Source organism: Sphingomonas prati, assembly GCF_014643515.1.
In the GTDB taxonomy this organism is placed as follows: Bacteria; Pseudomonadota; Alphaproteobacteria; order Sphingomonadales; family Sphingomonadaceae; genus Sphingomonas_R; species Sphingomonas_R prati.
The window spans coordinates 24,845-42,780 of sequence record NZ_BMJP01000008.1 but is presented as its reverse complement, the minus strand read 5'-3'; the positions used below and the strand labels follow the sequence as shown (position 1 = coordinate 42,780).

Genomic DNA, 17,936 nt, shown 5'->3' with positions numbered 1-17,936 from the left:
CCGACGCAGCCGCCGGCCGGCGTGTTGGTCGCCGCGCTGCCGCCGCAGGTGCCCGGGCTGAACGCGTTGGCGCCCGCCGCCGTGTTCACGGTATCGCCGAACGTCCCGTCCAGGTTGTTGTCGAACAAGACGGCTTCGCCGCTATCTTTGGGCTGGAACCCGTAGCCGAGCTGGCCGCCGACATAAGGACCGGTCCAGCTGTCGGTGACCTGCGCCATGGCCGGCGAGCCGGCGGCCAGCGCAAGCCCGAATGCGGGCACGAAACGAAACATCTTCATGTGATAATCCTCCCGAGACGAACGCTGCCTGAAGCGGTTCGTGCGAGCACAGGTTGCGTGACAAATTGTGGCTGGCCTCGATCACTCCTGGGGCCGCGGTTCGAGCATGCCAATGAGAGATCCGATGAACTCTACGTCGAACCCGATCACTTCCGAAAAACATCAGACCGCTTAGCTCTCGAGCCCACCCACGATGGAAAAGGGGCCATGCAGAAGGACTGGCGTGTCCGACCATTGTTGGATCAGCCGACGATAGGCACTACCGACCGACCGGATATTGCGGTCGAGATCATAAAGGCCGAGCGCATTCACCGTGCCGTTCCGTTCACGAAGCGCGACGTCCCAGTCGATCTGATCCGTCACCGAATACCAAGTCATGCCGCAGATCGGCAAGCCCATCTGACGCAGCATATGGATATTCGCCCACGTTTTCCAAAGCCATTTGGCCGCTTCGTCACCCCCCGATCGACGAGGTTCGTCTCGGTGTGCATGATCGGGAGCCGGTACCGCTCGTGATAGGCCAGCGCGACGGGCGCATAGCCGAACACCTCGCCCGCCGCCTTGCGGATTTCCGGCGAGACCAAGAGATGCTCGTTGGTCACGTAATAGTCGTGCCCGAGGATGAAGTGTTCCACGAGGTCGACGGAGCGGAACCGCGCATACTCCGCTTCTGTCATGCCATTCTCGCGCAGATACGCGAACATGCCTGCGGAGATGCGCTTCCCGCAGATCAGGTCGAGCGTCAGGAAGCGGCGCTCGTTGAACATCTCCGCTTCGGACGTCAGGTCGGGATGATTGGCGTGGGTGTGCTCGGAGGATTCCGCATGGATGAACAGCGCATCCGGCCTGACTTCGAGGATCGTCAGCATGGCCTCGAGACTGGCACGCGTGACGTTTTTCAGGGCCCCGACAAAGCCCGCATGGCTCGCCAGCCGCTCGTTCCACCACCCGTAATAGCCGGAGAATTCGGCCGTGATGTACATCTCGTTCACCGGCGTGAAGAGCCGGATCCAAGGATAGCGTTCGGCGAACGCCCGAGCATATTCGGCGAAATATCGGGGCCAATCGGCATTCTGGAAATCGCCGATCCAGTCCGGAACACCGAAATGACACAGGTCGAGGATCGGCGTGATGCCCATGTCCCGCATAACCGGCAAGACCTCGTCCGTGAAAGACCAGTCGTTGCGACCCGGCCCCAGATGGGTCCGGTAGTAAGGCGGACCGTACCGCAAATGGTGGCACCCCAGCGCCAGGGTGAGTTCAAGGTCTTCGCGCCACCGGTCGTAATGGCCGCATTCCGCCATCAGGTCGCGTCGCACCCGCTGTCCTGACGCATCGACGATCGACGGATAACTCCCCTCTATCCCGCTGGCGAACACAAAACGCGATTTCGACGGGTGCGACACCTTGCGCGGGTTGTAGAACAGGGAAGATGCGGGTCGATCGCTCATGATGACTCCTCAATCAGTCGGCATTCGATCCGAACCAAACCTCGGCATTGAGACGCGACGCAAGCTTATCGTCAGGCGTGCGACGAAGCCCATGTCTAAGTTTACGAAGCCTCAACCTCACGAAATTTACGCACGGTCATCGGCTCTGATCATAGATCAAAGACCGGACCGGCCTCGATTAGCGCGGCTCGGAAACCAGCCCCGGTTCGTTAAAGATTATAGCGCCCCGCTTGTCGCAAAACCTAGGACTTGCGCGACGGTTAACGTTGGCGAGTGGCAGAGTAATGCCCGGCAACTTTCGTTGGCCGGGCATCCCGCGCGTCACTACGCGCAACCTCTACAAGCCGTTGTCACTGACCCCGGGCGAACAGCGTCACGATATTATCGGCCGCGGACGGCATCCGCCCGGTCCTCAGCCGCATCGGCCTGTTGTTCGGCCTGTGACCGAACCTTTCGGGCCTGTTCTTCCAGGGCATCGGCCTTCTGGTCGGCGGTGCCGCGTGTGGCATCCGCCTGATCCTCAGCCGCATGCGCACGCGCTTTGACCGCGGCGTTGACGCTGTCAGCTGCGCGATCCTGCACTTCGCCGGCGGTCTCAGCCGGGCCGCTTGCGGTCGTGTCCTCACTCGACACGACACCCGCATTGGCATCTGTTTTCTCGCCGGCATTCTCGCGCGGACCGTCGCAGCCCGCCAGAAGGGCAAGTGCGACGATCGCCGGGATGAGTGCTGTACGCGTCATGGGCGAAGATCCCGGTTCTGAACGGACGTGTCGACCGGCGTGGTGACCGAAGTAGCGACTGGCGAGGGCATCGGCGGTGTCGGCTTGTCAGCTTCCTCCTCAACCTTGCCCAGCAGACGCTGAACGGCCTTGCCGGCCGGTTCACGGCCACCCAGACCAAAGGCCAGGGCGAATGCGACAGCGATGGCGCCAAGGATCAGGCCAAAGGCGAGGTTGATGATATCGTCGGCCAGGCCCATGAACCGCAGGCCGACCGCCGTGCCGAGCACGATGATCGCAATGCGGGTCAACGAGGCCGTGAACGCTGCACTCGCGCCGCCACTGGCCTCGATCGTGCTGGCGATAAGCCGTGCAATCGCAACCGACGCCGCGATGATAATCGCACCGAAAACGACCTGACCGAACAGCGTCAGCACCTCGGCCATGATCCTGGAACCGTAGGTGAAGTTCAGCTGGCGGAACGCCTCCATCATGCCGAAAATGATGATCGCGATGAACGCGCCCGACCCGATCATCTTCGACGGGGTGATTGGAGCGTTACCCGACGGCGAGACCGTCGTTGTCGCCCGGCCGGTTGCCGGATCGACTGCCGATGTCTGAACGCCGGACCCTTGCGGGAACAGCCCCAGCGAGCCGATCGCCCGATCGACGCCGGTCGAGCTCAGGAACTGGGTCAAAAGCTGCGAGGCGAACTTGCCGATATAGTAAGCGAGCGTGAGAATGATGCCGGCGGCAATCACATGCGGGATCGCATCGAGAATGATGCGTAGCATGGCAGTCGCGGGCTGCGAGATCGCTGCAATGTTCAGCGTATCGAGCGCGGCAATCGCCACCGGGATGATGATGAGCGCGAAGACGACGCTGCCGATAGCACGCGGCAAAGCCGTCGGATCGGTCGGTGCTGCGTTACCGACATGGCTCGACAGCTTTTCGACATGGCTGGCGGTAATGACCGCCGTCACGGCCTTCTTGGCGACGCTTGCCAGGATGTAGCCGAGGAACAGGATCAGCCCTGCACCGATGATCCGCGGGACAGCCTGGCCGAACCCGTTGAGCATGTCGCCGAGCGGGCCGGTCGCACTGGCGAGGCCGAGCGGCTGGGCTGCCAGGAAGAACGCAACCAGCAGGACGACCCAGAAGCCGGCATCGCCCACCTGGGCACCGATCGTCGACGCATCGCGCGGCGGATGGTTCGGCTGATTGGCATGCCGCGCGAGCGGCGTCTTGTTGATGAGGCTGGCGACGCCCCATTTCACCGCACGGGCGATCAGCCAGCCGATGAGCAGAATGACGAGCGCGGCGAGGATCCGAGGTCCCCACTCCTGCACGTAGCCGAGCGCCTGATTGGTGAAGTTGCGGGTGCCGTCGACGACGCTGTCCCCCGCATATTGAAGATCGTTCATGATGTCCTCCCTGAGGATCTATGCGGGACCGGCCTGGCCGACACGCGAAGAAGCAGGGGGCGTCCGCTGGACGCCCCCTGCCCTGCTTGTTGCTTAGCGGTTGTCGCCGGGCAGCTTGCCCTGCTGCATCTCGCCGGAACGCTCTTGCTGCATGCCGTCACGCGTCAGGCTCTCGTCGCCGGTGACGCCACCAACACCCTGCTTGACGTTACCGAGCGCTTCCTTGCCAAGGCCGGCGGCCTTGTCGCCCAGCCCCGAAGTGTCTTCCGTCGGCGTCTTGGTCTGGACCACCGAACCGGGCAGACGGTCGCTCAGCGTCGAACCTTCCGAACCGGCAAAGTTGTCGACATCGACATCGGTCCGTCGAACCGTCTCGTTGATGTCCTCGAGGCGCTCGTCGGCAGTCTTGCGAACAACGATTTCCTCGACGACGCGTGCGGTCTTGCCGACAACCGCTTCCTCGTCGGTTTCGGTCATCTCGATCGTACGCTCGTGGAAGGCGTTGTCGCCGACAGCGACGGCACGGTCGACCGGGCGACGCTCGACGTTGATGCTTTCGTCACGCAACCGGACCTGTTCGTGAACAGCCTTCTCGGTCACATAGGACCGGACACGGACACCGCCACGATCAACATCGCGCTTGCCGACGACGAGCTGCTCTTCGACGACCTCCAGGGTCTGCTCATCACCACCGGCGGTGGTCAGCGGCGCGGTGCTGCGGCTGCGGTCCGGCGTTGCTGCTGCGACGCCGGACGTCAGGCCCGCCGCGGCCGGGTTGTTCCAGCCCTCCGACTTCCACTGCGCGGAGCGCTCGTCGATGTCGACGCTGTTGGCGTCCTCCAGCACTCGGACCGCGTCGTCGACCTGAGAGTCGTCGACATCGGCGCTGAGGATGAAACCGCCACGACGGGCACCTTCCTCGTAGGTGTGGCGATCCTCGTCGGGGAGAAACGCATTCTTGATCGACGACCACATACCTTGGTCATCGGCCGACTGGCTGCCGCCGGTCACAGTTGTGCCCGACCCGCCGTGGACGCGAACATTGTCGGCATCAATGTTGGAGGCCAGCAGGCGTTCGCGGCCGGCATCAGCATCGGCGCGGGTATCAAACATCGCTGTGATGGTACGTGACATGGGGATTACCTTTTCATTGGGGACAGGGTTGAACGAAGGTGTCAGCGCTGGAGGACGACCAGCTCGGTACGCCGGTTCTCGGCCTGACCGGCCGCGGTGGCGTTGCTGTCGACGGGATCATTCTCCCCGCCAGAGGCGGTCTCGATGCGGTCAGCAGCTATGCCGCTTGCGAGCAGACCGGCCTTGACACTGTCGGCGCGGCTCTTGCCAAGCGCGACGTTCGCCTCGCTCGCGCCACGGGCATCGGCATAGCCGACGATCCGGATGCGCGACGTCGGATGCTGCTGGAGTGCCGTGCCGATGGCACTGACTTCAGCCTGATCCACCGGGCGAAGGGCACTGGCAGCCGTGTCGAATTTAAGCTTCTCGAACACGAAGGTCCGCGGCAGGGCTTCGTTGCCGGCGAGATACCGGCCAACCGCCGCGGTGCCGGCCGGGACGGCGACCGTTGGCGTTACAGCAGCCGGTTCGGTCACCGGGGCAGCTGCAGGTGCGACCTGAGCAACGCGTTCGTCGGCGCTGCAACGGCTGAGTGCGAACAGCAAGGCCAGGAGGCCGAGCGCGAGCGCCAGCCATGCCAGCCAGTTGGTCTTCTTTTCGGTCTTCTCGACATGGATATGGTTGGGCGGGGCGCCCTCGCCCTTACGGTTCTCGTTTGCCACTATTGCTCTCCTGGTGTGATGTTTGGTCCGTCGCGTTCGATCTCGGCGCGCATGACGCGCCGTGTAGCGTCGGCTTCGACGGGGATGGTGACGGTGGTCCGCCGCAGACGGATCTCTTCGACGAGGAACAGCCGCTTCTCGATGACCAGCCGCTCTTCGACGATCGGGACAATCAGAAACTCGCCTTCCTCCCGTACGGCAGGTGCGACATCAACCTCACGGCCGATCGCGATCCGCTCGACATCGACATTTTCCCGCTGGAGTGTGTCGGTGACGCGGACCTGCTCGTCGTCCACGATGGTGCGAACCCGGACGCGGCCGGTCTCGACCACCCGCTTCTCGATCTCCACCACCTCCTCGACGAGGGGGATGCGCGTGTCGTTTCGGCCCGGTTCTCCGGTCATTGCACCGGACAGGGGATAGAAACCTGTAAATGGTCTGGCATGTGTAATCCTCGCCTGCGAACCGGCCGCTAGGCCAACAGTTCGTAGCGAGTCGTATAGGTTAACCAACTATAACCGGATTGACCCAGACTTGTCAGGCGGACTGATACATTTGCACTGGACGCATCGGTTTTTTCGTCTAGCGCAAAACATAGATCAAGCGCTCAGGCCTGTGGTGGGATTTTCGGATCCAGTACGCCGGCATTGTTGACCGCTTGTTGTGCGTTTGCCTTCTCGGCGGCGCCCTCTGCCTGTACTCTGGCGTTACCGATCAACATGCCAATGGCCTCCTTGATCGACGCCTTGGCGTGTTTCGTCGCGTGTCTGGTACGTTTGTCCATGTGCGATCCTGTAATGATCCGATTTGCTCGGATCGTGGGGCCGTTAAACAGAAGCTAAGGCGGCATCGCGCTGATCGCTACGTCCGGCTAGGTCAGTTATCCTGATGCAGCTGTGTCTACGGTGCCGTCTTCACCGGTCCCCCGTGGTTGAGGCCGCGCTCGCGTGCCCATACGATTGCGGCACCGCGCTTGTTCACACCGATTTTGCCATAGATCCGGGCGACGTGATTGCGCACGGTGTTGCGCGACATGTTGAGCGTCTCGCCGATCCTGGCGTCATCGGCCCCCTGGCACATCAGCCCCAACACCTGTTTCTCCTTTGGCGTCAGATCGGCGACTTCCTTCACATGTTCGGCCGACGAAGGCGGTACGCGCAGGTTGGCAAGTTTCTCAACCAGGGCACGGCTGAACCAGCTCGCATCCTTCATCACCGCTTCGATCGACGCGAGCATCTCCGCCTCGGAGCTCCGCCGGTCGGAGATGTCCTGCAGGACCCACAGGACGCAGGGGTGGGTGCCGCCCTCGATGACCGATGCCGAAACAAGACAGTCGATGAGCGCGCCGTCGCGCCCGCGAAGCCGCGCATCGCGGCTGGCGATCAATCCGGTGCTTCGAAGTTCCGCTTCCATCGAGCGCCGGATCGCCGCGGTTTCCCACAGGTCGAGCTTGGTTACGCACTGGTCGGCAGTCGCGTCCTGGTCGTAGCCGGTCATGCGCTCGAACGCGGGATTGATGTCGACGAGTTTCAGGTCCTCTCGCGAGGTTATCATCATCGCAGCCGGTGCCATCTGGAACGTTCGGTCGAACCGAGCCTCACTATGGACAAGCGCGGTCTCGGCAAGCCGGCGCCGTTCGAGATCGGCCAGCGTGAAGAGCATACAGTCCTGATCATCGAGCTCGATCGGCTGACCGGCAATGATAACCAGTCGCGTACCACCACCCGACATCCCCAGCTCGGCCTCCATCTGCGGAACGGTGACGCCGTCATGGAGGCACTGCTTGGCGCGATCACGCTGGTCTGCTCCGTTGAACAGGTCGATCTCGTAGGCCGTTCTGCCAATGACATCATCGCGGTCGAAGCCGGTGAGATCCAGAAAGCCCCTGTTGACCTTGATGAACCGCTGATCCGACAACCGGCAGATCAGTGCGGGTGCCGGGTTCGCATTGAAGGTCTGCTCGAAGCGATCTTCCGCCTCGAAGCGATCCGAAACGTCCTGAATGATCAACACCAGGCGCTCGGGACCACCGTCCTCGTCGGTCATGACCATGCTGCGGACCTGGTGGGTCCACTCCGGCTCGGTGCCCCCGACGGGTGTCACCTCGACCACAATCTCGGAAAAGGTCTCGCCAGCAACAACCCGATCGATGGGATAATTGCCATGATCGAGCAAATGGTTGTTCCGGTACCGTAGATGAAACCGACGACGATACTCTGCCACGTCGTGGCCAAGCTCCTCGATGGTGCGGACGCCGTGTGCCTTAAGGGCAGCATTGTTCGCCCAGCGCAGCGTTTGATCCGGGTCGATGAGCATCACGCCCTCCGTCAAACCCGACACGATCTGCTGAAGGTTCTGGAGATCGGACTCCTGGCGGGCGTCAATGCTCACGTTGGTTCCTCGTCGCGCAGCGAACATATGCTTCGGCGGGGCGGCGTTACCGGCGGCCGCCGAGTATCGAACCGAGGATGCCTCCCAGGCCGCCGCCGAGGCCTCCTCCGAGCGCGCCGCCTCCAGCGGTAGCGCCACCACCCAGTCCGCCAAGCACCGACCCCAGGATGCCGCCGAGGCCACCCTGCTGCCCACCGGAGCGTCCCGACAGGTGGCCCGCCACCAGCATGGCAAGGATGGGGAGCATCTGCTTCAGAAGCGCCGGGTCTAGACCGCTGCTCTCAGCGGCATGGCCCGCAACCTGACGGCTCACGTCTTTCGACCCGAAAATGCCGCCGAGAAGCTGATTGCCCCTGTCAATCTGGGTTGGTTCGGCACCGACGACATTCTGGGCAAGTTCTGCACCGCCGAGTGCGTCGACATGTGTTTCAAGGCCGGCGGAGTTGTCCCCCATACCGCCGAGAACAGAAGGGAGGAGCGCTTCGGCACCGCGCCGGGCCTGCTCGGCCGGCACTCCTAACTGGCTTGCAAGCGCTTCGATGCCACCGTTCGGGAGCAGGTCGTTCAGGTTCATCGTCAAATCCTCGGTGTGATGCGCATCAACGACCGCTGACACACTTGGGTCCTGAAGGAGCAGGATGAGGCGGACACATAACGCCGCAGCATATTGGAATTCGGTTGCGAGTATGGGGTTTGCCAATCCAGCGTCATGGGCGAGCATCGAATGTAGCCCGGTATTTGGCGGTCTGACTACGGCGAAGCGTCAATGAACCGCTTGCGTCTCGAACTCCGTGAAGGTCGTTTGTCGCAAAACTTAGGAACTTACGCGACATGGTGTTTCGCCGTGTTTCCATCTTCACAATGATCGACAGAGTTGTAATGCCCTTGCTGGACGATCAGGCGTCTCGTGCAGACTTGCGGAACAACCAGGCAGAAAGCAGCCATGCGCCCAACCACACCGACGTGAACACCCAGGTGAAATGACCGGTAAGCTGGAGGATGATAGCCACGAGGACCTGGGCGATCGCGGTCGCAAACATCGCGGTAGCCATTCCGCCAGATCGGAACCGTGCACCTGTTGCACCAAACAATGCCAGAAGAGGTATCAGATCGAACCACAGGTTCATGTCGTCACTTTCGTTGCCGACGATACCCACCGCGGCATCGACCCACAGCAGTAGCAGCCCGGCTACCAGGGCCAGCGCCGCCCCGCCGCGATAAGCCCAGCTGCCATTCGCGCGAACAGCCATTTCGAAAGCCAAACCGACGCCACCCAGCATCACGGTCGCAAATGTAAAATCGGCCATCGTCCAATTGACCTCGGTGGTGAACTGCATGGCTACAGCCGGCAGGAGGATCAGCGTTACGATCGTGCCCCAACCTACGATCCGAGCTGGTGTCAGAAGTGCCCCTCTCCTGTGGCTTATTGTCTTGTTCATGTTCTTGCCTCCTCATTGTGAGAGCGCCAACAGTGGCTGATCGCAGGATGAGCGGCATGAGAAGGACGTGAGCAATCGCTGAAAAGAGCAACACCATGCGGCAGTTTGGGCCATTTTGCCTCGACGTTGACGATCGCAGGCTGTCGCGCGGGCGCGACACCGTCGAGCTGCCGGCGCGCTACTTGGATGTGCTGATCCTGCTCGTGAAGTCAGACGGCGCGCTTGTGACCAAGGACCAGTTTATGGATGAGGTATGGCGCGGCGTTCCCGTAACAGATGAAGCGCTGACGCAGGCAATCCGCACCTTACGAAAGGCACTCGGCGACAGCGCCGGCGCTCCCCGGTTCATCAAGACCGTTCCAAAGCATGGCTATCGCTTCATCGCGCCGCTTAGCGAGACAATTCCCGCGGCAGAGACACCGGCGCGGACAACCACACCGGTCCGCGAAGGCATCATTCGGCAGACATCAGCCGGCATTGTAGGGGCGTTGTTGGCAGGTGCGCTGGTTGGATTGCTGTACGGGTTTGCTGGGGCAGCGCAGGCCGTTGGTGGGGGCGCGGTGTCGCTTCTGCTGGTGATCGTCCTTGTCTCAGCTTTCTCAGCCGGTGCGGCAGGGGCCGGCATCGCTTTGGGTATCATGCTCTCAAGGGCTATTCGTTCGCAGGGTTGGCAGTGGCTCGTGGCCGGCGGCGCTTTGGGAGGAACGACACTTGGCGCCTTTGGCAACATGATCGGTAAGGATGCGTTTCGCCTGCTCTTCGGTCACGCGGTCGGCCCGTTTGCGGGCGCGATGGAAGGTTTTGTCGTGGGGGGGGCTGCAGGCTTGGCGTTCTTCGTAATGCAGAAGCAGGTCAGATATTCGCTCGGTCTGACAGCTTTTATTGGTGCGGCGTCCGGTCTGATCGTTGCCCTGCTCGAAGGCCATATGATGGCCGGCAGCCTTCAGACGCTTATCACAGCCTTTCCGTCCTCACAGTTCCGGCTCGACAGCCTTGGCCAAATGCTGGGCGAGCCTGGGTTCGGCCCCAACGGACGCGCAGTGACCTTCACCTTGGAAGGAGCAACCTTTATTTCGGCGCTGGTGAAAGCGATGCATCATGCCGTTCGTTGCGATGGAACAGACCAGTTGCAGTGATCGGCATCCCCGAGTGACGCAGCCGTAGAACGCGTCGCCCATATCAATGGCCACTTTCGCGGCGTCCAAAACTCAGGATATGCGCGACAAACCAATCCCCCGTTGCCACCCTGACCTGCGACACAAAGGGTGCGGTAGACGTGTGCGGGAATTGAACATTCGCCGATCTGGTCTGCCGCATGACGACGCGTGCACCTATGCCCGCAGGTAGGCCAGGAGTTCGTCGGACGTTTCGCTTGGGAATGGATCCCTTAGAAAACCGAGGACGGCACATACGCGGGCGTTCTCGGGGCCGTCCGCGTCGCCCGATGCACGAGCCTGCCGATGACGAGATCATGGCTCACGAGCGACACGGGCAGACGTGCACACGTGTAGGGGATCTGAAGGCTTGGCAGCGAGCGCATTGCCCGGGGTCAATCGTGACTTTAGAACCGGAGTACCGCGCTCCCCGCAAAAGCGCGCGCATAACGCGGTCTGGGCATTGCGCGCGACAATCCTCTGGAAAACTGCCGTCCCAATGATTCTGGCCAGCGTTCACGACACACACCTAGTCGCACTGTCGGTAATCATCGCGATCTTCGGATCGTTCACCGCCCTCAGCGTTGCGGCCCGCGTTCGCGCATCCACCGGTCGATCTTTCCACGTTTGGCTTGTCGCCGCGGCGGCAGCGCTCGGGGGCAGCATTTGGTCGATGCACTTCGTCGCCATGCTGGCGTTTAGCATGCCCGGCATGCGGATCAGCTACGGTGTGCTACCAACACTGCTTTCACTGGTTCTAGCAGTCGGCTTTACGGGCGCGGGCTTCGCGATCTTTCACTGGCATGGGGCACGGATCCGCCGCGTACTCGCATCAGGCTTCCTGATTGGCACCGGCGTCACTTCGATGCATTATCTCGGCATGGCGGCGATGCAGATGCCGGCAACGCTGACCTACAACGTGCCCTGGGTTTTCGTTTCAGTCACGATCGCAATGTCTGCCTCAACAGTGGCCGTCTGGTTGGCCGGGCGTGACCATGGCACTGGCAGCCGTACGGCCGCTTCTATCGTGATGGGGATCGCGATCGCCGGCATGCACTACACCGGGATGTACGCAGCGACGTTCACACATTCGCTGAGAGTCGATCGTGCTGAAGGGCTCGCCAGCCTGGGTCAAACGTACCTTGCGACGGTGATTGGCTTGATTACGCTGCTCGTTCTGCTCCTTGGCCTTGGCGCGGTGCAGATTGAACGCATCCTGCATAGGGGTGCCGATCGCGAGGCACGGCTGCGCTTCATTAGCGAACTCAACGACCGGCTATTCAGATCTTCAGACCCGGGGAATGCAATGGCTGCAGCAGCGGAGCTGCTGGGACGGAAGCTGGCCGTTTCGCGCTGTGCCTACGCCGATGTTGATCAGAATGGTGATCGCTTCTGGATCAGGAGCGACTACAACGCGCCCGGCCTGCAGAGTTCTATCGGGGAATATAGCCTGGATCTTTTCGGTCCCCGTGCAGCCGGCAATCTGCGTGCTGGGGAGTGTCTGGTGGTGCGGGATGTCGTGGGCGAACTCGCGCCAGGCGAAGGACGCGAGATGTTCCAGGCGATTGCAATCGAGGCAATCATCTGCTGTCCGCTCATCAACGACGGGCGGCTGGAGGCCATGATGGCTGTGCATCAGGATCGCCCACGCGATTGGACCACCGAAGATATCGCGCTTGTTAGGGAGGTTGTGGAACGGTGTTGGGCGCACGTCCGGCGAATCGGTGCCGAGGCTAGGCTTCGGGAGAGCGAGGAGCGCCTGCGATTGGCGGTCGAGAACGCCGAGGTGGGGTTCTGGGACGTGGACATCGTCCACAACGCGCTAATTTGGCCGCCGCGTACAAAAGCGATGTTCGGCATCTCGGCAAACGTGCCGGTCACGATGCAAGACTTTTACGATGGCCTGCATTCGGACGATCGCGAATTGACCGCCACTGCCTTTGCAGCAGCGGCTGACCCTGACCAGCGCACGCTTTACGACGTTGAGTATCGCACGATTGGTAAAGAGGACAGGATCGTGCGCTGGATCGCAGCCAAAGGACGCGGCGTTTTCGATGAAGGGGGGCGCTGCCTCCGCGTCGCCGGGACGGTCGTGGAGATCACGGCGCGTAAGCAAGCGGAGGAGGCCCTTAGGGAACTCAACGCAACACTTGAGGCGCGGGTGGCGGCCGCGCTTACGGAGCGCGCGGAGGTGGAAGAGGTCCTCCGGCAGAGCCAAAAGATGGAAAGCATGGGGCAGCTCACCGGCGGTGTCGCGCACGACTTCAATAACCTGCTCACGCCTATTATCGGCAGCCTCGACTTGCTGCAGCGCAAGGGTCTTGGAGGAGAGCGCGAGCAGCGCCTCATTGCCGGTGCCGCGCAGTCGGCGGAGCGCGCCAGGGTTCTAGTTCAAAGGTTGCTGGCCTTCGCGCGACGCCAACCCTTGCAACCCGTGGCAGTCGATCTTGCCAAGCTTTTAAACGGAATGGGTCATCTCGTGTCGAGCACCATCGGGCCCCAGATCAAGGTGGTGATCGACGTACCCGCAGGCCTGCCATTGGCAGAAGCAGACCATAACCAGCTCGAAATGGCCGTTCTAAACTTGGCGGTCAACGCCCGAGACGCCATGCCGGATGGCGGCACGCTCCGGCTGTCTGCTCATGTCGAGGCAATCGATCAGGATCACCGCTCTGGTCTGAGCCAAGACCGATATCTCTGCCTTTCCGTCTGTGACACCGGCCTTGGAATGGATGGGCCAACTCTAACGCGCGCCATCGAGCCGTTCTTCTCTACGAAGGGGATCGGCAAAGGCACGGGTCTGGGCCTCTCGATGGTACATGGCTTGGCCTCCCAGCTTGGCGGCGCACTCGCTATCCAGAGCCAGCAAGGGTCCGGCACGATGGTCAAGCTATGGCTTCCTGTGAGCGCCGCCGTTGAGCAAACGGAGGAGATCCGCGACGAGCCGGTCGGATCCACGTGGACTGGCACGGCGCTAGTAGTTGATGACGAAAACTTCGTGCGCATGACCACTGCCGACATGCTCATAGATCTTGGATACAAGGTGATTGAGGCTAGCTCCGGCGAGGAAGCGATGCGTCTCATCGGCGATGGCACACAGTTTGATCTCTTGGTGACGGACCACCTTATGCCGGGCATGACGGGCGCAGACCTGGCTTATGCGGTGCGTGAGGTAAGACCGGAACAGGCCGTGCTCATTGTTTCAGGCTATGCAGATGTGGCGGGCATCGATGCAAGCCTCCCCCGGCTGACCAAGCCGTTCAGGCGGGACGAGTTGGCAGCAAGATTGCGCCAGATTGTGATCTCCGCGACAGCGCATTGAGTGACGAAAGACCGGTCCTCTTCGTCATGACAGGCGGATTGCTAGGCCTGTTCGCCTACGAGCTGGAGTTTCGATCCGCTTAGCAAGGGAGACCTAGCGTTCCGCCTCTGATGCGGCTTCATTTTACAACGCCAGGCGATCCCGATTGATACGTAGCGTGACGATCAGGCCGCCCTCGGACCAGTCGAAGCTGATCGAGCCTCCCAGTTGCCCGGAAACGGTCCGGTTCACCAACTGGCTCCCAAAGCCGGCCGGGCCATCGGGTGCCCCTACCGATGGCCCGCCTCGCTCCAACCAGGTAAGAAGGATTTGATCAGCTTCTGTGGTGCTTGTGATGTCGAGCGTGCCTGTTTGCTCCGACAGCGCCCCGTACTTCATGGAATTGGTAGCGAGCTCGTGGAGCACGAGGGCGATGCCTGTTGCGGCCGTTTCACCCACGCCAGTGCGCTCAACCGCAACACGTATCCGTCCTTTGAAGGCACCGAGATCGTCATAGGGAGCAAGCAGGATCGAGATGAGATCGCCGAGCAATGCAGCCACGCCCTGCCCATTGGAGAGCGGTCGAACAAGATCGTGAGCTCGCCCAAGCGCTGTCAGGCGTCCGATTAATTCAACTGCCATGTCCTGCGTCGTGTTCGCCGATCGCGACGTGATGGTCGTCAGCCCCGATGCGATGGCAAGCAGGTTCTTGACGCGGTGGCTCATCTCGCCGGCGAGAAGCTCGTGCCCCTCTTCAGCCTGCTTTCGACCGGTGACATCAAGGAAGACACCGAACATCGTACGCCCGACGATGCCAACATCCTCGCCCTGCCCCCGCGCGGCAATCCACCGGACCTCGTCACCGATGAGAATGCGGAAGTCGGTTTCATAGTCCCCAAGGACCGCCCGTGTTGCGGCAAACGCGGCTCGCACACGGTCGCGATCCGCGGGGTGAATGTGAGAGGACAATTCCTCGAACGTTACCTTGTCGCTCCACGGCATGCCCCAGAGCTGGAAGCCGCGAGCATCCATGGTCAGCAAATCGGTATCAACGTTCCAGGCCCACAGGGCCACACCGGCCGCGGTTACGGCAAGGCGAAGGTGCTGCGGTTGCCATTCGTGGCCTGTCGGCAGTTCGGTTGTCACATCCACCCCTGTTTAGACATGAGCCTGCATAGGCGTAACTGACTTCGCGGCAAGCATCAGGATCACCCCACACCCGTTCAAAAAACGACGGTTGTTGAACACCGTAGTGGGCTGCTTGTCGCAAAACCTTGGACATATGCGACACAGTCGCGTTAACCGAATCGGTTCTTGATTACTGTCGCAGGGCTGGCTTGAGGCTTCGCTAGGTATCGTGTTGGCTAATCGATTTCTGAGCCGTCCCGGTGAGTAACGAGACGGCACTTTGCTCGATCTGGCGAAGATACCGCGCATCGAACTCAGCAATCTCCTGAAGCCTACCGGAATCAAGGATCGTGATCATTTGCGAGCGAGCAGCGATGAGGCCCGCGGCTCGCAAATGCCGCATCATGCGATTGACGTGAATTTGGGTAAACCGAGCGCATCACCGATCACTTCCTGGGTCAGCGGCAGTTCGAAGCTGTCGTTGCCGGCATTTTCTCGTGCAACCCGGATGCTCAGTTCGCATAGCAGGTGTGCGAGACGGCCAAGCGCTGGGCGACGACCGAGCCCCACCGCCCATTGCCTGAGGATCGCGGTCTCGGAAATAGCGAGCCATGTGAATGCCTGGCCGATACCAGGATGCTCGGCCGAAAGCTCCACGGCTTGTTTGCGCGGCAGCATTAGCACCGTGACATCGGTGGCGGTGCGCACGCCGAAGTCGGCGTACTCGAACAGCAGATTGTTGATATTGCATACGCCGCCAGGGACGACCGGGGCCGGAATGTGACGCGCACTACTACGGGTAGTAGTGTAGCGAAAGGCCCACCCGCTGTCAGGAAATACAGGTAATTGGGTGAACTTTCCTGCCGGACTAGGTCGTTACCTCGCCGCAAATCCCGGGCGGTAACCGCTACCTTCGCCATGGCGGCGCGCTCTACGTCCGAAACGAAGCCAAGCCGCGCCAGCTGGGTGTCGGCAAAGGTGAAACCCGGACGGTGTCTACCGAACTGTCGAGTGCCACCGGAAGCAAGGCCGTCGATCTTGCCCCGGCGCCTATCGTAGCGAACGTCGTCTTGTAGAACGGTGGCAAAATGTGACACGGGTACCGCACGTTCGATTTGGGCTATTGTGGACGTGTGTGGCGACCCGTAAGGTTCGCGACTACGCGGGAGTCCATGAAATATCGGACAATTCCTAGTCCTTGCATCCCGGCAATGCGTTGCCGCTTGCGGATGATGGCTCCAAACCCTTCAAGTTCGGTTATGATGCTGCTGACATGGTCAGAACGGATGCCGAGCTGACCGGCCAATTGGTCACGCCGGAGCAGGATTTCATCGATATCGGTACACATATGGTCGAAGCACCACGTCCAAACGCGAACTGTCAGTTCAGGTCGCATGGAGTGCTTTGTTGAGTACTCAACCACCTGAGCCTTCTGTTCAATACCAAGTATGGCAAAGGCCCTTCCGTTTCGTAATGCGACACAACCGTCGTCAAAAACCGCAAGGCTTTACAAGAGAAAGGTCAGCAACTCCGTAAAGCGCATGTCACCCACGGGCCGCAGACAAACAGGACAAGATGACACCGACCAAGTCAAGCATGAACGGTACGGACGATCCCCCACAAAAGGTAGAGCGCCGTCAATGATCTAGGCGAGAGGTGCGAATGCCGCAGAAAAAATTACCGCCCGGATCGTCCCCGGCCGACGTCCAGCTTTGTCCGTAGGGACAGCTACGTAATCTGTAGCTTAAAAGTCGACCACGTCTGTATAACTCAGTGTGTAGAAAACGACCTCCATCATTGGCTTTCTCGGTCCGATGGCTGCCCGTGTGCCAGGTCTCCACCAAACTGATTTCCTATATAACTGTAACGAACGTTTTGTTGATTCGGTACACGTTAACAAATTGTACAGTTTTTAACGATATAACAATTGTCTTTATCGATACAGCAGATAATTTAGCAGCTTCGGAATAAATATGCGCATGTTTGTACGGAGATATGCATTAAAGATTGGTTTCGGTATCTAATAATCCAGTTTTGTTGAAAACACAGTTGAGTTTGATTTTGTTATGATACCTTTTTTGAAAACAAGATATTTGAAAAAGGTTGTGTTTTGGACCCTAGCTCCAATGCTATTTGCTGTCGGTTGCAAGCCCGCCGGACAACTCAATATGTCATCGCTGCGAGGACGAGTGCCGTCGGCATCGACTATTGCGGCACAGTTCGCGACGATGGGTCAAACCGCTATGCGTAACCGCAACGGGGCGTTGGCGGTTGCTATGGCAGAACGTGCGGTATCGGCACAGCCGGGGATTGTGAGATATCGAAGCCAGCTGGGGCAGTCATACCTACTGGCCGGGCGGTTCGCTTCTGCGATCCAGGCGTTTCGTGGCGTTGTAGCGACTGCACCCAGCGACGGACGCACGTTGCTGAGTATGGCACTTGCGCAGGCGGCGTTCGGTCAGGAAGCGGCGGCTCGTTCCTCCCTGATGGCAGCAGATGGACTGATTGGCGTCCCGGACCTGGGGCTGGCGCGGGCATTGATTGGAGATAGTGACGGTGCCATCGAACTTCTGGAACCGGTGGCGCGCGCCCCTGATGCTGTCCCTAGAACCCGTCAGAATCTAGCATTGGCTTATGCCCTGGCCGGACAGTGGGACAAGGCTAGGGCGATCGCGGGACAAGATCTTTCTGCAGATCAGTTAAGCGCACGGATGCTGGCGTGGGCCTCGCTGGCTAAGCCGCAGCCAGCCAGGAGCCGGGTCTCAGCGTTCATCGGCGTGACGCCGGCAGTGATTGATCCAGGTATGCCAGTGCAATTGGCGCTCAGTACGCAGCCATTCTGATCACGCCGGCC

The 17,936-nt window shown here is 60.8% G+C and carries 17 protein-coding genes and 2 pseudogenes; 5 read left to right on the top strand and 14 right to left on the bottom strand.

The features are described 5' to 3' along the window. The 12 genes and pseudogenes from IEX50_RS16610 to IEX50_RS16555 all read right to left on the bottom strand — a co-directional run. Positions 1–278: pseudogene (locus IEX50_RS16610) on the bottom strand (outer membrane protein); the annotation flags it as partial. A 171-nt stretch (positions 279–449) separates the two neighbouring features. Further along, entirely contained in the window at positions 450–689 is a 240-nt protein-coding gene (locus tag IEX50_RS16605; protein WP_157177904.1) for a hypothetical protein, read from the bottom strand. Next, positions 653–1,582, bottom strand: coding sequence for a family 1 glycosylhydrolase (locus IEX50_RS16600; protein ID WP_157177903.1), 930 nt, complete (start codon positions 1,580–1,582; stop codon positions 653–655). The genes IEX50_RS16605 and IEX50_RS16600 overlap by 37 nt, the downstream gene beginning before the upstream one ends. 528 nt (positions 1,583–2,110) lie before the next feature. After that, positions 2,111–2,470, bottom strand: coding sequence for a hypothetical protein (locus IEX50_RS16595; RefSeq protein ID WP_157177902.1), 360 nt, complete (start codon positions 2,468–2,470; stop codon positions 2,111–2,113). Continuing rightward, on the bottom strand, positions 2,467–3,873 hold the full coding sequence (locus IEX50_RS16590) for a mechanosensitive ion channel (protein ID WP_157177901.1): 1,407 nt from the start codon (positions 3,871–3,873) through the stop codon (positions 2,467–2,469). Before IEX50_RS16590 ends, IEX50_RS16595 begins: the two co-directional genes overlap by 4 nt. Before the next feature lie 93 nt (positions 3,874–3,966). Next, complete coding sequence (locus IEX50_RS16585) at positions 3,967–5,007, bottom strand: DUF2382 domain-containing protein (RefSeq protein WP_157177900.1); 1,041 nt, start codon at positions 5,005–5,007, stop codon at positions 3,967–3,969. 41 nt (positions 5,008–5,048) lie between these two features. Beyond that, the gene (locus IEX50_RS16580) at positions 5,049–5,669 is read right to left on the bottom strand and encodes an OmpA family protein (protein WP_229674142.1); all 621 of its coding nucleotides are present in this window, start codon (positions 5,667–5,669) and stop codon (positions 5,049–5,051) included. Beyond that, entirely contained in the window at positions 5,669–6,073 is a 405-nt protein-coding gene (locus tag IEX50_RS16575; RefSeq protein ID WP_260161404.1) for a YsnF/AvaK domain-containing protein, read from the bottom strand. Before IEX50_RS16575 ends, IEX50_RS16580 begins: the two co-directional genes overlap by 1 nt. 203 nt (positions 6,074–6,276) lie before the next feature. Next, the gene (locus IEX50_RS16570) at positions 6,277–6,453 is read right to left on the bottom strand and encodes a CsbD family protein (RefSeq protein ID WP_157177898.1); all 177 of its coding nucleotides are present in this window, start codon (positions 6,451–6,453) and stop codon (positions 6,277–6,279) included. A 116-nt stretch (positions 6,454–6,569) separates the two neighbouring features. Beyond that, the gene (locus tag IEX50_RS16565) at positions 6,570–8,060 is read right to left on the bottom strand and encodes a helix-turn-helix transcriptional regulator (protein ID WP_229674140.1); all 1,491 of its coding nucleotides are present in this window, start codon (positions 8,058–8,060) and stop codon (positions 6,570–6,572) included. 46 nt (positions 8,061–8,106) lie between these two features. After that, the gene (locus IEX50_RS16560) at positions 8,107–8,781 is read right to left on the bottom strand and encodes a DUF937 domain-containing protein (protein WP_229674138.1); all 675 of its coding nucleotides are present in this window, start codon (positions 8,779–8,781) and stop codon (positions 8,107–8,109) included. Positions 8,782–8,956: 175 nt separating this feature from the next. Then, entirely contained in the window at positions 8,957–9,499 is a 543-nt protein-coding gene (locus IEX50_RS16555; RefSeq protein WP_157177897.1) for a hypothetical protein, read from the bottom strand. Positions 9,500–9,594: 95 nt separating this feature from the next. Between IEX50_RS16555 and IEX50_RS16550 the strand changes: the two genes are divergently transcribed. Both IEX50_RS16550 and IEX50_RS16545 read left to right on the top strand, forming a co-directional pair. Next, entirely contained in the window at positions 9,595–10,635 is a 1,041-nt protein-coding gene (locus tag IEX50_RS16550; protein WP_157177896.1) for a winged helix-turn-helix domain-containing protein, read from the top strand. Positions 10,636–11,152: 517 nt separating this feature from the next. Beyond that, entirely contained in the window at positions 11,153–13,975 is a 2,823-nt protein-coding gene (locus tag IEX50_RS16545; RefSeq protein ID WP_157177895.1) for an MHYT domain-containing protein, read from the top strand. A gap of 123 nt (positions 13,976–14,098) precedes the next feature. On the opposite strand, the gene IEX50_RS16540 is transcribed toward IEX50_RS16545, so the two are convergent. Beyond that, complete coding sequence (locus IEX50_RS16540; protein ID WP_229674136.1) at positions 14,099–15,100, bottom strand: sensor histidine kinase; 1,002 nt, start codon at positions 15,098–15,100, stop codon at positions 14,099–14,101. 384 nt (positions 15,101–15,484) lie between these two features. Beyond that, positions 15,485–15,790 carry a Crp/Fnr family transcriptional regulator gene (locus tag IEX50_RS16535; RefSeq protein ID WP_157177894.1) on the bottom strand — a complete coding sequence of 102 codons (306 nt, stop codon included), beginning with the start codon at positions 15,788–15,790 and terminating at the stop codon, positions 15,485–15,487. Positions 15,791–16,280: 490 nt separating this feature from the next. Here IEX50_RS16535 and IEX50_RS16530 point away from each other — a divergent pair, with 490 nt between their 5' ends. From IEX50_RS16530 to IEX50_RS16525, 3 genes and pseudogenes are all read left to right on the top strand, one after another. After that, on the top strand, positions 16,281–16,493 hold the full coding sequence (locus IEX50_RS16530; protein WP_157177893.1) for a hypothetical protein: 213 nt from the start codon (positions 16,281–16,283) through the stop codon (positions 16,491–16,493). 655 nt (positions 16,494–17,148) lie between these two features. After that, positions 17,149–17,484: pseudogene (locus tag IEX50_RS17840) on the top strand (tetratricopeptide repeat protein); the annotation flags it as partial. 21 nt (positions 17,485–17,505) lie between these two features. After that, positions 17,506–17,925 (top strand): tetratricopeptide repeat protein, encoded by a 420-nt coding sequence (locus tag IEX50_RS16525; RefSeq protein ID WP_188699525.1) that lies wholly within the window; start codon positions 17,506–17,508, stop codon positions 17,923–17,925. The last annotated feature ends 11 nt before the right edge of the window (positions 17,926–17,936 follow it).

Coding starts and splice junctions, on each gene's coding strand:
- IEX50_RS16605 (WP_157177904.1), bottom strand. CDS start 689: ATGCTGCGTCAGATGGGCTTGCCGATCTGCGGCATGACTTGGTATTCG.
- IEX50_RS16600 (WP_157177903.1), bottom strand. CDS start 1,582: ATGGCGGAATGCGGCCATTACGACCGGTGGCGCGAAGACCTTGAACTC.
- IEX50_RS16595 (WP_157177902.1), bottom strand. CDS start 2,470: ATGACGCGTACAGCACTCATCCCGGCGATCGTCGCACTTGCCCTTCTG.
- IEX50_RS16590 (WP_157177901.1), bottom strand. CDS start 3,873: ATGAACGATCTTCAATATGCGGGGGACAGCGTCGTCGACGGCACCCGC.
- IEX50_RS16585 (WP_157177900.1), bottom strand. CDS start 5,007: ATGTCACGTACCATCACAGCGATGTTTGATACCCGCGCCGATGCTGAT.
- IEX50_RS16575 (WP_260161404.1), bottom strand. CDS start 6,073: ATGACCGGAGAACCGGGCCGAAACGACACGCGCATCCCCCTCGTCGAG.
- IEX50_RS16570 (WP_157177898.1), bottom strand. CDS start 6,453: ATGGACAAACGTACCAGACACGCGACGAAACACGCCAAGGCGTCGATC.
- IEX50_RS16560 (WP_229674138.1), bottom strand. CDS start 8,781: ATGCTCGCCCATGACGCTGGATTGGCAAACCCCATACTCGCAACCGAA.
- IEX50_RS16555 (WP_157177897.1), bottom strand. CDS start 9,499: ATGAACAAGACAATAAGCCACAGGAGAGGGGCACTTCTGACACCAGCT.
- IEX50_RS16550 (WP_157177896.1), top strand. CDS start 9,595: ATGCGGCAGTTTGGGCCATTTTGCCTCGACGTTGACGATCGCAGGCTG.
- IEX50_RS16545 (WP_157177895.1), top strand. CDS start 11,153: ATGATTCTGGCCAGCGTTCACGACACACACCTAGTCGCACTGTCGGTA.